This is a genomic window from Nonomuraea sp. N2-4H (assembly GCF_045291505.1).
GTDB classification, from domain to species: Bacteria; Actinomycetota; Actinomycetes; order Streptosporangiales; family Streptosporangiaceae; genus Nonomuraea; species Nonomuraea fastidiosa.
The window spans coordinates 4,672,344-4,685,852 of the sequence record NZ_CP147987.1 but is presented as its reverse complement, the minus strand read 5'-3'; the positions used below and the strand labels follow the sequence as shown (position 1 = coordinate 4,685,852).

General features: G+C 71.1%; 12 protein-coding genes. 4 read left to right on the top strand and 8 right to left on the bottom strand.

Going from position 1 to position 13,509, the window contains the following annotated elements:
• Positions 1–7 precede the first annotated feature (7 nt).
• From WBK31_RS21620 to WBK31_RS21610, 3 genes are read right to left on the bottom strand one after another with little or no spacing between them, the layout of a single operon-like run.
• Complete coding sequence (locus tag WBK31_RS21620; RefSeq protein ID WP_406673041.1) at positions 8–805, bottom strand: inositol monophosphatase family protein; 798 nt, start codon at positions 803–805, stop codon at positions 8–10.
• 13 nt (positions 806–818) lie between these two features.
• The gene (locus WBK31_RS21615; protein WP_364054569.1) at positions 819–1,436 is read right to left on the bottom strand and encodes a hypothetical protein; all 618 of its coding nucleotides are present in this window, start codon (positions 1,434–1,436) and stop codon (positions 819–821) included.
• A complete protein-coding gene (locus tag WBK31_RS21610) occupies positions 1,433–2,470 on the bottom strand; it encodes a hypothetical protein (RefSeq protein ID WP_364054566.1) in 1,038 nt (345 codons plus the stop codon). The genes WBK31_RS21615 and WBK31_RS21610 overlap by 4 nt, the downstream gene beginning before the upstream one ends.
• A 199-nt stretch (positions 2,471–2,669) precedes the next feature.
• Here WBK31_RS21610 and WBK31_RS21605 point away from each other — a divergent pair, with 199 nt between their 5' ends.
• On the top strand, positions 2,670–3,452 hold the full coding sequence (locus WBK31_RS21605) for a class I SAM-dependent methyltransferase (RefSeq protein ID WP_406673040.1): 783 nt from the start codon (positions 2,670–2,672) through the stop codon (positions 3,450–3,452).
• Positions 3,453–3,458: 6 nt separating this feature from the next.
• Here WBK31_RS21605 and WBK31_RS21600 read toward each other — a convergent pair whose 3' ends face one another.
• Genes WBK31_RS21600 through WBK31_RS21590 form a run of 3 tightly spaced genes read right to left on the bottom strand, consistent with a single transcriptional unit; the run spans position 3,459 to position 7,142 of the window.
• Complete coding sequence (locus WBK31_RS21600; protein WP_364054560.1) at positions 3,459–4,232, bottom strand: sporulation protein; 774 nt, start codon at positions 4,230–4,232, stop codon at positions 3,459–3,461.
• A gap of 10 nt (positions 4,233–4,242) precedes the next feature.
• Positions 4,243–5,490: an SPFH domain-containing protein gene (locus WBK31_RS21595; protein ID WP_406673039.1), complete on the bottom strand. Its 1,248-nt coding sequence runs from the start codon at positions 5,488–5,490 to the stop codon at positions 4,243–4,245.
• Positions 5,490–7,142, bottom strand: coding sequence for an SPFH domain-containing protein (locus WBK31_RS21590; protein ID WP_364054555.1), 1,653 nt, complete (start codon positions 7,140–7,142; stop codon positions 5,490–5,492). The genes WBK31_RS21595 and WBK31_RS21590 overlap by 1 nt, the downstream gene beginning before the upstream one ends.
• A 245-nt stretch (positions 7,143–7,387) precedes the next feature.
• On the opposite strand from WBK31_RS21590, the gene uvrB reads away from it, so the two are divergent.
• Positions 7,388–9,496: an excinuclease ABC subunit UvrB gene (uvrB, locus tag WBK31_RS21585; RefSeq protein ID WP_406673038.1), complete on the top strand. Its 2,109-nt coding sequence runs from the start codon at positions 7,388–7,390 to the stop codon at positions 9,494–9,496.
• 830 nt (positions 9,497–10,326) lie between these two features.
• On the top strand, positions 10,327–10,962 hold the full coding sequence (locus WBK31_RS21580; RefSeq protein ID WP_364054549.1) for a PepSY domain-containing protein: 636 nt from the start codon (positions 10,327–10,329) through the stop codon (positions 10,960–10,962).
• A 476-nt stretch (positions 10,963–11,438) separates the two neighbouring features.
• On the opposite strand, the gene WBK31_RS21575 is transcribed toward WBK31_RS21580, so the two are convergent.
• The gene (locus WBK31_RS21575; RefSeq protein ID WP_406673037.1) at positions 11,439–11,984 is read right to left on the bottom strand and encodes a PadR family transcriptional regulator; all 546 of its coding nucleotides are present in this window, start codon (positions 11,982–11,984) and stop codon (positions 11,439–11,441) included.
• A gap of 132 nt (positions 11,985–12,116) precedes the next feature.
• Here WBK31_RS21575 and WBK31_RS21570 point away from each other — a divergent pair, with 132 nt between their 5' ends.
• Entirely contained in the window at positions 12,117–12,809 is a 693-nt protein-coding gene (locus WBK31_RS21570) for an alpha/beta fold hydrolase (RefSeq protein WP_406673036.1), read from the top strand.
• Positions 12,810–12,898: 89 nt separating this feature from the next.
• Here WBK31_RS21570 and WBK31_RS21565 read toward each other — a convergent pair whose 3' ends face one another.
• Positions 12,899–13,504: a hypothetical protein gene (locus WBK31_RS21565; protein WP_364054541.1), complete on the bottom strand. Its 606-nt coding sequence runs from the start codon at positions 13,502–13,504 to the stop codon at positions 12,899–12,901.
• Between the last annotated feature and the right edge of the window lie 5 nt (positions 13,505–13,509).

Here is a 13,509-nt window from a genome sequence, read left to right as displayed (position 1 = left end):
CAGGCCGTCACTGGAGCAGCGCGAGCAGGCCGGGCAGGGCGCGCGGATGCGCGGCCACGTAGCTGCGCTCATCGGCCGCGCCCTGGATGCGCTCGTCGTACGGGCCGCCGTCCAGCGCCCTGATCTCGATGCCCGCCTCCTGCGCGAGCAGCGCGCCCGCCGGCAGGTCCACCACCCCGGTGCGGTAGCCCACGATGCCGTCGATGTCGCCGCGGGCCAGCATCGCCCACGACAGCAGCGGCGTCCACAGCTGCAGCACTCGGCGGGCGTGGAGGTCGAGCGCCGACTTCAGCCTGAGCACGGTCGCGTCGTCCCTGGCGATGCCGTAGCCCTGGATCCAGGCCAGCAGCGGCCCGTGCGGGCTCGGCGCGTACGGCGCGGACAGCCGCCGGCCCGACGACGCCAGCGCGCCCCTGCCTTTGATGGCCGACCACGTCTGCGCCGAGACCGGGTCGTGCACCACGCCGAGCTGCGGCCAGGCCCGGCACAGCGCCACCCCCACCACGTACGCGGGCAGCCCGATGGCGATGTTGTTGGTGCCGTCGAGCGGATCGACCAGCCACGTCCACTCGCAGCCCGCCGCGCCGTTCAGCCCCGACTCCTCGGCGATCACCGCGTGCGACGGGAACGCCGTCAGGATCCGCTCAAGCAGCAGCTTCTCCGACGCGAGGTCGAGGTCGGTCACCACGTCTCCGGCGTCGCCCTTGGCGTGCACCCGCAGGCTGCGCCGCGTGCCCTCCCGGATCAGCGCCCCCGCGGCCTCGGCGGCTTCGACGGCGACCGTGCGAGCGTGGTCCAGGTCCATCGGCGTTGCCCTCTCAGGTCAGATGCGCGGTGATCAGGCGGACGGCCAGCGCCGTCTCCTCGGCGTCCAGCGGCTGCCTCGCCACGTGGTGGGCGCCGCCGTCAAGCGGGCCCAGCGACAGGTCGCGGGCGCCCGGCCTGCCACGGCCGAGCGCGATGGTGGCCGCCTCACCATCTTCGGGCACGACGCTGCTGTGGAAGCGGTCGGCGGCCAGCGTGTACGTGTCGCCGGGGCCGAAGACCTCCACCAGCCCCGTCGCATGGCGCACGGTGCGCCCGGTGGGAGAGATGCGGTCGCCGTCGGCGCCGCTGACCACCTCGTAGACGCGGTGGGTGGCGTCGGCTCCCGCGTCGGTGACGACCACGTGCACGTTGCGCACCTGGCCGTAGAGCACGTGACTGACCAGGTCCCAGCTGTGGCAGTGGATCTGCGAGGTGGTCACCTCGGCGTGGGCGAGCGAACCGGACCACACGTGCAGGCACACGCCGTCGCCGCCGTCGCGCTCGATCGGCAGGCAGACGAACCCGAGCGGATGACGCACCGCGGTCAGGCCCGGCCGCGACAGCTCCTCCAAGGCCCACGCCCTGGCGCGCCCCTCGTCGACCAGCCGCCGCACCCCTTCGATGCTCATCCGTACGGGTCCACGGCACGCAGCGCCTTGCGCGCGATGTCGACGACGTCGCGCCCGTTGTAGGACTTGGGCAAGGGCAGCCCCACGCGCTCGAACAGCTCCTGCACCTCCTCGATCGTGGGCTCGTCGCTCAGCGGCACCTTCCGGTACATCTCCAGCGGCACCCGCCGCGCCTGCTCGAAGCTGAGCCGCAGCTCGGTGTCGCAGTTCTCGTAGTAGAAGGTGTCCCTGAGCGCCGTCATGGCCTTGTTGGGGTCTTCGACCGTCATGATGACGCGGCTCGACGACAGGTCCCAGCGGAAAGTGGTCATCGTGGACGACAGGGCCACCCCGATGTCGAGCAGGCCGTAACGCTGGCGGTGCCAGAAGGCGGCCAGCACGGTCGCGTACGACTCCTTCCTGACCCGGTCGGTCGTCCACGTCTCGCCGGTGCCGTCGGGGGCGTCGGACAGCGAGCGGCGGTAGTGGGCGTACGTCTCGCACACCTCCAGGTCGGAGGGGTCGATGACCTCGATGCGCACGGTGAGGTGGCGCTTGTCCTTGCGGGCGGCGGCCACGCACTGCGGCAGCGTGACGGCCCGCAGGTAGGTGCCGGTGCCGCCCTTGAAGATCCACCGGGTGGTGTCGCGCCTGGCCTCGGCGTGGCACTGCGCGATCTCCTGCCTGCTGCCCAGCACGCGGACGAGCTGCAGCGCGTCGAGGGCGTGCCGGGTGCTGTGGGCCAGCGTCTCGATCTCCTCCAGGCGGGCCAGCCTGATCGGCAGCTCGGCCAGCGCGCCCGAGGTGATCGTCTTCTCCACGGGGGCCTGGCGGGCGCGGTCGCGCAGCAGCGCGGTGGCCACCAGCGCCATGATCACCAGGGCCGACGCGTTCACGAGCTGCGTCTGGATCTCGTTGCCGTCTTCGCCGAAGAGCTCCGGCGGCAGGATGCCGAGCACGCCCACCACGAAGGCAAGCCCGAGCGCGATGGCGCCGTCGGCGTTGCGCGCCCCCCACAGGGCGGTCCTGCGCATCGCCGCCTTGAACCGTCCCATGCGCCCCGCCCCGCCGTCTCATGATCAGTCAGTGCCTGTCGTCATGGTAACGATCGCACCATGGCACTGCCAGCTCGCGCAAAGGCGCGAAACCCCTACTGCGCCGGGGATTCCGTGCCGGGGTTCTGGCCTCGGGCCGGGGCTTCGCGCCGGGGATAATCGCTCGCCTCGCCCGCGGGGCGGCGCTGAGGATCGCGCCATGATCACCGATCCCGTCCTCATGGCCTACTACGAGCGCGGCGGCGAGCGTACCCGGCTGCGCGAGGGACGCGGCCGGCTGGAGTACGGGCGCACGCGCGACGTCCTGCGCCGCACCCTGCCCCCGGCCCCGGCCCGCGTGCTCGACGTGGGCGGCGGCACCGGCGTGCACGCCGGGTGGCCGGCCGAAGAGGGCTACGAGGTCGAGGTGATCGACCCGGTGCCGCTGCACGTGGCCGAGGCGGGCGAGCTGCCCGGCGTGACGGCGCGCCTCGGCGACGCCCGCGACCTGCCGGTCCCCGACGGCGAGGCCGACGCGGTGCTGCTGCTCGGCCCGCTCTACCACCTGCCCGAGCGCGACGACCGGCTGCGCGAGGCCCGCCGCGCCGCCAAGCCGGGCGGGGTGATCGCCGCCGCCTTCATCAGCCGGTACGCCGCACTCCACGACACCGTGCACCTCGGCATCTACCCGCAGGGCGCGTGGCGCTTCGCCGTGCACACCTCGCTCGAGACCGGCCTCCTGATCACCGGGGAGGGCGCGGGGAGCGGGTTCCGCGCCTACCTGCACGACCCCGACGACATCCCCGGCGAGTTCGCCGACGCCGGGCTGCCCGAGCCGCGGCGTTACGGCCTGGAGGGCGCCTTCTGGCTCTACGGCGACGTCAACGACTGGCAGGACGACGAAGGGCGGCGCAAGCTGCTGCTCGACGCCGCCCGTCGGGTGGAGTCCGTGCCGTCGCTGCTGGGGGTCAGCGGCCACCTGCTCGCGGTGGCACGGCTCTAGGACGCGCTAGAACCAGCCCCTGCGCCGGGCCATCGCCTCCAGCCCGCGCTGCAACGCCGCGTCCGCCGCCTGCGGCGGGTCGTCATAGCGCACGGTGAAGCGGTTGTACGCATCGTGGCCGGAGGTCAGGAAGCCGCCCTTCTTGTCGGCCTCCAGGATGACGTCCATCTGGTGCGGCCCGGCGATGAACGTCAGCTCCAGCTCGTTGAAGCGGCGCCGCCACTCGCCTCCCGCGTAGTACTCGATCTCCTGGAAGAACGGCATCGTCGAGCCGTACAGCGTGCCGCGCTCCAGGTCGGCGCCCTTGAACCGGAAGCCCATCCGGTCCAGCGCCGCGAGCACGTGGTTCTGGGCCGGCAGCGGGCTGACGTACAGCGGGTCGAGGTCGCCCTTGTCGAGCGCGCCCGCCAGCGCCAGCTCCGTGTGCACGCCCAGCTTCATGCCGTGCAGCGGATGCCCGCCCACCGCGCTGATCGGGGTCTCCCACGGGATCGGGACCTCGAACGGGTGCTGGTGCTGCGCGCCCGCCGCGAGCTGGAACGTCCCGGCGACCTGCGTGCGCTGGAAGCTGTAGCTCGTCTTGTACTCGCTGTCGCCCGACTCGACCTCGACCACGGCCGTGAGGTCGATGTAGATGCCCTCGACCTTGTAGTCGGACTTGCCGCCACGGAAGTGGACGACGCCGCGCAGCAGCTCGCCCGGCCGTACGTCCCTGCCGGTCAGCACCGTGTCGACCTCGACGCCCGCGCCGAAAGCGGCCATCAGTTTGCGGAACACCATGGAGGTTCTCCTAAGCGGAAGCGGAAGTTGTGTGGCCGTTCACGTTTGCCGACCCGGCTCCCGAGATGCGGGGGAGGAGCTGGGCGAGCAGGAGGGTGCTGAGCGCGGAGTCCGACTGGCCCTGCTGGGTGCGCACGACCAGCGGCTGCGGCGCGTTCTCCGCGAGCTTGGCGCCCACGTCGAGGCGCCTGCGGGCCAGCTCGTACTGCAGCACGGCCCGGTTGTCCCGGTACGACTCGGCCAGCCGCCGCAGCGCCTTGGCCTCGTTCTCGGCGGCGGTCAGCTCGGCCCTGCCGCGCGCCTCGATCTCCCACGTCACCCGCTGCGCCTCGGTCTCCTGCTCCTCCAGCATGCGCGCCACGTCCTTGCGCGCGGTGTTGTAGGCGGCCTTGACCTCGACCACGCGGGCGTCACGCGTCTTCTTCGAGCGCTCGATCTCCATCAGCAGCGTGTCGATGCGGCGCTTGCGGGTCAGCTCCCACTCGCGCTCGTAGGCCGACATCTCCTTGGCGACCTTCTCGCGGGTGGCCAGGTGCTGCTGGTACTGGTCGGGAAGCTGCACGTCGGGGATGTTGGCGCCGGTGATGCGCACGCCATAGCGGCCGAGCTGGCGGTTGAGCGCGTCCTGCATGTCGCCGACGTCGGAGCCGCGCAGGTCGTACGCCCGCTCGGTGTGGACCTTGCGGCTGCGCTGCCTGATGGCGTCCTGCACGGCGCTGGAGAGCACCAGGTCGAAGTTGCTCGCCCCGATGGTGCGGACGAACGCGACCGGGTCCACGATCCGGAACTTCAGGAAGAACTCGATCGACTTCAGCGGCACGTTCTCGGCCGTGGGGCAGGCCACGATCGGCGCCGAGTACGGGATCTCCGTCGAGGTGTCCACCACCGCGTCCACCCGGTCCCACGGCAGCCACAGGTAGTGGCGGCCCGGCGGGAGGGTGCCGGTGATGGCGCCCCAGCGGCTGCGCACGCCGGTCGTGCCCTCCTCGATCTCGATGATCGCCTTGCGCCACACCGTGAGCAGCGCGAGCAGCAGGAACACCAGCGCGGCGAGCGCCGCGATGAGCGTCAGGTCGGTGAGCACGGCCATGCCGGCGAAGTAGATCGCCAGGAACACCAGCGTCATCCACGCGAAGCCGCGCCGGTCCTTGGGGATGACGACCGGCACGAGCTGGCCCTGCTCGCCGCCGCGCAGGAGCTGGCGGATCTCACTCCAGGAGGCCAGCGACTCCTTGATCTTCGAGAATTCCCTGCTCATCAGATGGCACTCCCAGGCTCTCCGTGGTGCGGGCCGTTCGGCAGCAGCCGCTCCACCGTGCGTTCGAGGTCGGCGTCGGACACCTGCGCCTGCGGCGGCGTGTGCGGTGGCGGCTCCTCCACGTCGGCCGCGGCCTTCTGCAGCAGACCGGCGATCTCGGCCTCACGGGCGCGGACGCGCGCCGCGATCTCGTCGAGCCTGCCGCGGATGGCGGCCATGTCCTCCTCGGAGAACAGCGCCGCGTCCTTGCCGCCCACGAGCTGCTGGGCCAGGGCCAGGAAGTCGATCTCGGTCTCGTCGCCCACCTGCACCACCTGGGGCAGCCTGGCGGCGACGGACTCCAGCTTGTTCAACAGGTCCTGCTGGAAGCGGTAGTCGAGGATCTCGGGCGCCTCGGCGGCCGACAGCGCCCTGATGTCCAGCGCCTGCGCCTCCAGGAGCGCGGCGTTGGCGTTCGCCTTGGACTCCGCCTCGATGAGGCGCTGCCTGGCCTGCGCGGTCGCCTGGTGGGTGGCGCGTTCGAGCGCGGTGTCCATACGGGCCTGGTAGCTCGCGATCTCCGCCTGGATGGCGCTCAGCGTCTCCTGCAGCCCGGCCAGCTCCTTGACCAGGTCACCCTCGTTCTGCTCCTTGCGCAGCTGGAGCTCGTACTCGTAGGTGTAGGCCTCCTTGGCGACGCGCACCATCTCGGGCGCGGCCAGGTCCATGCGGTACTCCTGGCTGGACGGCTCGGCGTGCGTGATGTTGACGTCGGTGAGCCGTACGGCGGGCAGGAACTGCTGGTTGAGGCTCTCCAGCATGCCGACCGTGCTCTCGCCGACGAGGTCGTAGATCTCCTCGGCCCGCTGGGCGTAGATCAGGGAGCGGGTGACCTCGCTGATGGCGTTCTGCAGCTTGGACTGAAAGCCGCTGACCGAGCCGAGCACGAAGATGAACTCGGCCGGGTTCTCGATCCTGAACTGCAGGAACAGGTCCACGCTCGCCTTGACGCCCTGCTGCGTGGGCGCCTCGCTGATCGGGGCGTTGAACGGGTACTCGCGCGTGGTGTTGACGATGTAGCTGACCCGCTTCCACGGGTTGAACAGCGTCACCCGCCCGGGGTCGGCGATGTGCACGAGCTTGCCGAACTGCGTGATGAGCGCCTTGCAGCCCTCGGGCACCATCACCACGCTGCGCCGCCACCACAGGAACGCGGCGGCGAGCACCAGCACGATCCAGTAGTGGAGGCCGAAGAGCACCTCGGCGTTGGGGATGATGTTGCCGAGCGCGCCGATGAGGCCGAGCACCACCAGGACGCTCAGCGGCACGACCACCTTGGCGGTGCTGCCCTTGGGGATCACCACCGGGGAGATGACGTGCATCCCGTTCTCGGTCCAGCTGCGGTTGACGATCTCGCCGGCCTCGTTCAGCGAGGCGGTCCTCGCCTCGATCGAGGTCCCCAGCGACTGACCGCCGTCGCGGGCCGCGGCGAAGTCGTGCGGATTCAGCGCGAAGCCCTGGCCGGGCTGACCGCCTTGGTTCGGCATCGCTCCGGCCTGACCGGCCATCTGTCCCACGGCCTGTCCGACGGCCTGGCGGACGTCACCCCCTTGGGCCACCGCCTGGGCTACGCCCCGTCCTGCCTGGATCAGTGCCTCTCTGGGTCGTGACATCGAACCTTCCTTTTCCGCTACAGGCGGATTCGACCGTATCGGGTATGGCTTACGGTTCGCTTGCAATGTGATGCCATATGGGTATTGCTGGCTGTAGCGGAGGGGCGACCGACGGCGATCATGGACACCGATCGCGGCGCCGCATCCCCTGCCCGCCAAGGGATCGCGGCGCGCCATCGCCGCCGGCGCCCGGGTGGGCTTCCGGCCTGACTTTTTCTGTCAGTCGGGCCGCCTACAGTGGCAACATGCGACCGGTCACTGATTTGCAGCGGAAGGTGGCGCCGTTCAAGGTCGTCACCGAGATGACTCCATCAGGCGACCAGCCGACGGCCATCGCCGAGCTGGAGCGCCGCATCAAGGCCGGGGAGAAGGACAGCGTCCTGCTCGGCGCCACCGGCACGGGCAAGACCGCCACCATCGCGTGGCTGATCGAGCGGCTGCAGCGGCCCACCCTGGTCATGCAGCCCAACAAGACGCTCGCCGCGCAGTTCGCCAACGAGCTGCGCGAGATGCTGCCCAACAACGCGGTCGAATACTTCGTCTCCTACTACGACTACTACCAGCCGGAGGCGTACGTCCCGCAGAGCGACACCTACATCGAGAAGGACTCGTCGATCAACGACGAGGTCGAGCGGCTGCGCCACTCGGCCACCAACTCGCTGCTCACCCGCCGCGACACCGTCGTGGTCGCATCGGTGTCGTGCATCTACGGCCTCGGCACGCCGCAGGAATACGTCGACCGCATGACCCGCCTGCGCGTCGGCATGGACATCGACCGCGACCAGCTCCTGCGCCGCCTGGTCGACATGCAGTACACCCGCAACGACATGGCCTTCACCCGCGGCACGTTCCGGGTGCGCGGCGACACCATCGAGATCATCCCGAAGTACGAAGAGCTCGCCGTCCGCATCGAGATGTTCGGCGACGAGATCGAGAAGCTCTCGACCATGCACCCGCTCACCGGCGAGGTCATCACCGAGGACGAAGAGCTCTACATCTTCCCCGCCTCCCACTACGTCGCGGGCGAGGAGCGCATGGCGGCCGCCATCGCGGGCATCGAGGCCGAGCTGGCCGAGCGGCTGGCCGAGCTGGAGCGGCAGGGCAAGCTGCTGGAGGCCCAGCGGCTGCGCATGCGCACCACGTACGACATCGAGATGATGCGCCAGATCGGCACCTGCAACGGCATCGAGAACTACTCGCGCCACATGGACGGCCGCGAGCCGGGCAGCGCGCCCAACACGCTGCTCGACTACTTCCCAGAAGACTTCCTGCTGGTCCTCGACGAGTCCCACCAGACCGTCCCGCAGATCGGCGCCATGTACGAAGGCGACGCCTCCCGCAAGCGCACGCTGGTCGAGCACGGCTTCCGGCTTCCGTCGGCGCTCGACAACCGGCCGCTGAAGTGGGAGGAGTTCCTGGAGCGCATCGGCCAGACCGTCTACCTGTCGGCGACGCCGGGGCCGTACGAGCTGGCGCGGGTCAAGGGCGAGGTCGTCGAGCAGGTCATCCGCCCGACCGGCCTGGTCGACCCGGAGATCGTGGTCAAGCCCACCAAGGGCCAGATCGACGACCTGGTCCACGAGATCCGCGAGCGCGCCGAGCGCGACGAGCGCGTGCTGGTCACCACGCTGACGAAGAAGATGGCCGAAGACCTCACCGACTACCTGCTGGAGCTCGGCATCCGGGTCCGCTACCTCCACAGCGAGGTCGACACGCTGCGCCGCATCGAGCTGCTGCGCGAGCTGCGCACCGGCGAGTTCGACGTGCTGGTCGGCATCAACCTCCTGCGCGAGGGCCTCGACCTGCCCGAGGTGTCGCTGGTGGCTATCCTCGACGCCGACAAGGAGGGCTTCCTGCGGTCGGAGACGTCGCTGATCCAGACCATCGGCCGCGCCGCCCGAAACGTGTCGGGCCAGGTCCACATGTACGCCGACAAGATCACCCCGTCCATGGAGCGGGCGATCGACGAGACCAACCGGCGCCGGGCCAAGCAGATCGCCTACAACGAGGCCCACGGCATCGACCCGCAGCCGCTGCGGAAGAAGATCGCCGACATCCTCGACTCGCTGCAGCGCGAAGACGCCGACACCCAGCAGCTCATGGGCGGCGGTCGCCAGCAGTCCCGCGGCAAGGCCCCGGTGCCCGGCCTCAGCGCCCGCCAGGCCGGCCAGCACGCCAAGGCCATCGCGGGCGAGATGCCGCGCGCGCAGATGGAGTCCCTCATCGAGTCGCTGACCGAGCAGATGCACCAGGCGGCGGCCGACCTGCAGTTCGAGGTGGCGGCGCGGCTGCGCGACGAGATCAAGGAGCTCAAGCGCGAGCTGCGCGACATGCGCGAGGCGGGGGTCGAGTAGGGGGCGCGCCGCTCCGGGGGCGACGGGCACGGGCATGCCGCCGTTGCCGGGCCTGGCACCGTCGCCGGGCCTGGCACCGTCGCCGGGCCTGGCACCGTCGCCGGGCCTGGCACCGTTGCCGGGCCTGGCATCGTCGCCGGGCACAACCCTGCGCGACGCCTCCGCTTCAGCACCCGCCGCACCCGGCTCCCGCTGTAGTCGGCTTCCGCCGCGCTCACGGCCTGGTGTGCTTGTGCTCGCCGCGCTCACGGCCTGGTGTGCCGGTGCTCGCCGCGCTCATCGCCTGGTGTGCTCGTGCTCGCCACGCTCATCGCCGGGCGTGCTTGTGGCTGCCACGCTCATCGCCGGGCGTGTGCGCGCCCGCCGTACACCGCGCCCACCGCGCTGAACGCCGGCCGCGCTCGGCACACGCCGCGCTCGGCACCCGCCGCAGCCGGTACCCGCCCGGCGAAGGTGCTGTACCCAGCGAAGGCGCCGTGCCCCTCAGGGTTTGGACCCGCGATGGGGCGGTCTGATGAGGGCGCTGTGTCCGGCGACGGGGCGTGTCTGTGATGACGTGCGTATCCGGCGGCGGTGGTGCGCCTGGTGACGGATGGCGGCGTGCCCGGCGAAGGCGCTGTGCCCCTGAGGGCCTTGGGCCCGCGATGGCGGCGGGCCCGGTGACGGCGGGGTGTCTGGCGAAGGGCTGCTGGCGAGGACGGCGTGCCTGGTGAGGGTGGTGTTCCCGGCGACGGGGGCGTGTCCGGCGGCGGGGTGGGCGCAGCGGCAGACGCGTTCCGGTGGCCTGACCTGGGCGAATGCTTTACCTTCTGGCGGGCAGCGTCCAGGGTATGAACAAGTCGATCATCGGTGCCCTGGTCGGCGCCACGGTGCTCGCAGGGGGCTGCGGGGCGGTGACGAGCGAGGCCGAGCGGCTGGCCGTACGGTCGTCGCCGACCCTCGGCACGCCCACGGCCGAAAGCACCGACATGCCGATCAGCCCTGGCACCGCCACGCCGGACGGCAGCCCCGGCACGCCGGGCTCCGCCCAGCAGAGCCTGGAGGAGTTGAAGCAGGCCGGGCAGGCGGCGCTGGCGGCCGTACCCGGCTCCAAGGTGATCTCCATGGAGGCCGAGGAGAACGGCAGCCGCTGGGAGGTCCAGGTCGTCGGCGAAGACGGCACGGAGTACCAGCTCGACGTGGAGGGCGGCAAGGTCGTGACCGGCCCGACCAGCGAACAGGACGACGCCGACGACAAGGCCGAGCTCCGCGACCGGGTGGCCGCGGCCAAGCTCGACTACGCCCAGGCCGCCGACAAGATCACCGCCGCGGTGCCCGAGGGGCGCATCACGGAGCTGGCGCTGGACGACGAGCGGGACAAGACCGTCTGGGAGTCCGACGTCGTCACGACTGACGGCGCCAAGCACGAGGTCACCATCGACGCCGCCACCGGCGACGTCATCCGCACCAGCCCCTCCCCGTCCTGACCCTTCACTTCGAGAACCCCTCCCGGGCCGCCGCGCACCGACCACCCCGAGCGTGGTGGCGGCCCACCCCCCGCACCTCGCACAACCAGTGGCCGTCCGCTTACTTGGCTCGCAACGGCCGGCTCAGTGCTCGCACGCCATACGCCCGCCCGCCGTCTCTCCCGGCTTGCGGCGGCCTGTCCTGCTCTTCAGGCGGTTTGTAGCGCCGGCTTCGTGCCTCGCACGGCTCGCGGCCGCTCCGTTGTCGTGGCTTGCGGTGGCGCGCCCTTAGCGTCTCGCGCGGCTTGTAGCTGCCCGCCCTGCGGTTTGCGGGGGGTTCGGCTGGGGCTGGGGAGCGCGATCGGCGGTAGGCCGTCCCCTTGCTTCGCGGCGGGTGCGCCGAATAACACGCGTGTGCCGATGCGCCGTGTCTGGCTGACCGGGGGACCGGCTGTGCTGTGTCCCCGCTGCGGGCGGGCCGCGGTGTCCTGGCGTGTTCAGCTGGGCGGGGTTTCGCCGGGCGTTTCCAGGGCGGCGAGGGTGGTGTGGAGCCAGGCCAGTTCGGCTTGGCTGGTGGCGTGGGCGATGGTGAGCAGGCCCTGGCGGAACGGGTCGGGGAACTCCTCGGTGGCCATCGGCCGGTCGCCGTCGTAGAAGAAGCTGGTCGGCTCCTCCAGGAAGGCGAGCCGCCGCCGCAGCACCGCCGCCTGCTCCTTCGGCTCCCCGAGGTGCCTCAGGAACGCCAGCAGCGTGAACCACCGGTTCTCGTCGCTGATGTCGAGGTCGGCGGGCTCGCGCAGCCGGCGTTCGAGCTCGGCCTGCCCCTCCGGCGTCAGGTAGAGCATGCGGCGGGGCGCCGCGGCCACACCGGGCTCGTCCTTCCTGAGCACCCAGCCGGCGTCGGCCAGGCGCTTGATCGCGGGGTAGAGGGTGCCGTCGGCGATCGGGCGTACGTGGCCCATCAGGGCGGCCACACGCGTACGCAGGTCGTATCCGTGCAACGGCTGATCCCTCAAGAATCCCAGGATGGCCAGCTCCAGCATGCCCCGATTATACATCGGGTTCGATATATATTGGCTTCGATACATGAGGAGGGCTGTCATGCACGATGCCATCGTTCATCCCAGCGGCGCCCGCATGCGCTGGGTCGAGCTGCCGGGCGGGAGCCGGCCCGCGTGTACGTCCACGGCCTCGGCGCCACGTCGGCCCCCTACTACGCGGAGGTCGCGGCGCACCCGGCGCTGCCGCGCCGCCGTTCCCTCCTCATCGACCTGCTCGGGTTCGGCATCAGCGACCGCCCGCAGGACTTCTCGTACACGCTGGAGGCCCACGCCGACGCGCTCGCCGAGGCGCTGCGCAAGGCGGGTGTGGCGGGCGCGGCGGTGATCGCGCACAGCATGGGCGGGGCCGTCGCCATCGTGGCGGCGGCGCGGCATCCCGGCCTGGTCGCCGACCTGATCCTGGTGGACGCCAACCTCGACCCCTATCCGGTGACGCCCCCGCGCCCGGGCACCAGCGGCATCGCCGCCTACGGCGAGGAGGAGTTCGTGTCGGGCGGCTGGAAGGAGGTGCGCGACCGGGTGGGGCCGCACTGGTGGTCCACGATGCGCCTGGCCGACCTGCGCGGCCTGCACCGTACGGCGGTCAGCCTGGCCCAGGGCACCACGCCGACCATGCGCGAGCTGCTGATCGGGCTGACCGCCATTCCGCGTGCCTTCCTCTTTCCCGAGGGTGACGAGCCGGACGGGGCCGGGGAGCTGCGGGCGGCCGGGGTGCGGGTGCTGGGCATCCCGGAGTCCGGGCACAACATCATGCTCGACAATCCGGAGGCGTTCGCGCGTACTCTCGCGACCCTGCTGCCCTCCTGACGATCCTTTTCGGGCGCTCGCCCAGGGGCCTCTGCGCAGGTCTCGGGCGCTCGCCCAAGGACCTGTGCGCAGGTCTCGGGTGCGGCCCGTCAGGGGAGGTCTTTGCGCTCCTGCATCGTGCGGCGATACAGATCGTCGATCTCGTCGAGCGGGTCGGGGGCGGGGCGGCGGGCCTCGATCTCCAGGTCGGTGCGCTGGGTGAGGTCGGCGATGCCGGCCCCGGTGTGCTGGACCTGGTTGCTCAGCAGGTCGGCGCGGATGCGGGCGCACATGGCGGTCAGCGTGGCCTGGTGCCGGCGCAGGCGGTCGAGCGTGGCGTGATCGACGTACGGGGACATGCGGCGCTGCTGCGCGTACATGCCGAGCTGCTGGTCGTGGACGTCGGCCTGCGCGGTGAGGTCGGCCAGCAGCCGGGGCAGCTCGCCGAGCCCCCAGCCCTGGCGCTGGGCCTGTTCGACGGCCTGGCGGGTGAGCGAGACCTCGCGGCGCAGGTCGAGCCGGAGACGCTCCACCTCGGCGGCGTCGCCCGTGCCCATGGCGTTGACGTGGGTCGTGATGCGGGCGGTGGCCTCCTTGGCCTTGACCGCGGCCTTCTTGGCCAGCTTGACGATCAGGAAGATGCCGAGGCCGCCGAGGAACAGGAGGAACGCCAGGATCACCAGTACGACGATGAGGAACTCGCTGATCGTTGCCACCTCCT

Coding starts and splice junctions, on each gene's coding strand:
- WBK31_RS21620 (WP_406673041.1), bottom strand. CDS start 805: ATGGACCTGGACCACGCTCGCACGGTCGCCGTCGAAGCCGCCGAGGCC.
- WBK31_RS21615 (WP_364054569.1), bottom strand. CDS start 1,436: ATGAGCATCGAAGGGGTGCGGCGGCTGGTCGACGAGGGGCGCGCCAGG.
- WBK31_RS21610 (WP_364054566.1), bottom strand. CDS start 2,470: ATGGGACGGTTCAAGGCGGCGATGCGCAGGACCGCCCTGTGGGGGGCG.
- WBK31_RS21605 (WP_406673040.1), top strand. CDS start 2,670: ATGATCACCGATCCCGTCCTCATGGCCTACTACGAGCGCGGCGGCGAG.
- WBK31_RS21600 (WP_364054560.1), bottom strand. CDS start 4,232: ATGGTGTTCCGCAAACTGATGGCCGCTTTCGGCGCGGGCGTCGAGGTC.
- WBK31_RS21595 (WP_406673039.1), bottom strand. CDS start 5,490: ATGAGCAGGGAATTCTCGAAGATCAAGGAGTCGCTGGCCTCCTGGAGT.
- WBK31_RS21590 (WP_364054555.1), bottom strand. CDS start 7,142: ATGTCACGACCCAGAGAGGCACTGATCCAGGCAGGACGGGGCGTAGCC.
- uvrB (WP_406673038.1), top strand. CDS start 7,388: ATGCGACCGGTCACTGATTTGCAGCGGAAGGTGGCGCCGTTCAAGGTC.
- WBK31_RS21580 (WP_364054549.1), top strand. CDS start 10,327: ATGAACAAGTCGATCATCGGTGCCCTGGTCGGCGCCACGGTGCTCGCA.
- WBK31_RS21575 (WP_406673037.1), bottom strand. CDS start 11,984: ATGCTGGAGCTGGCCATCCTGGGATTCTTGAGGGATCAGCCGTTGCAC.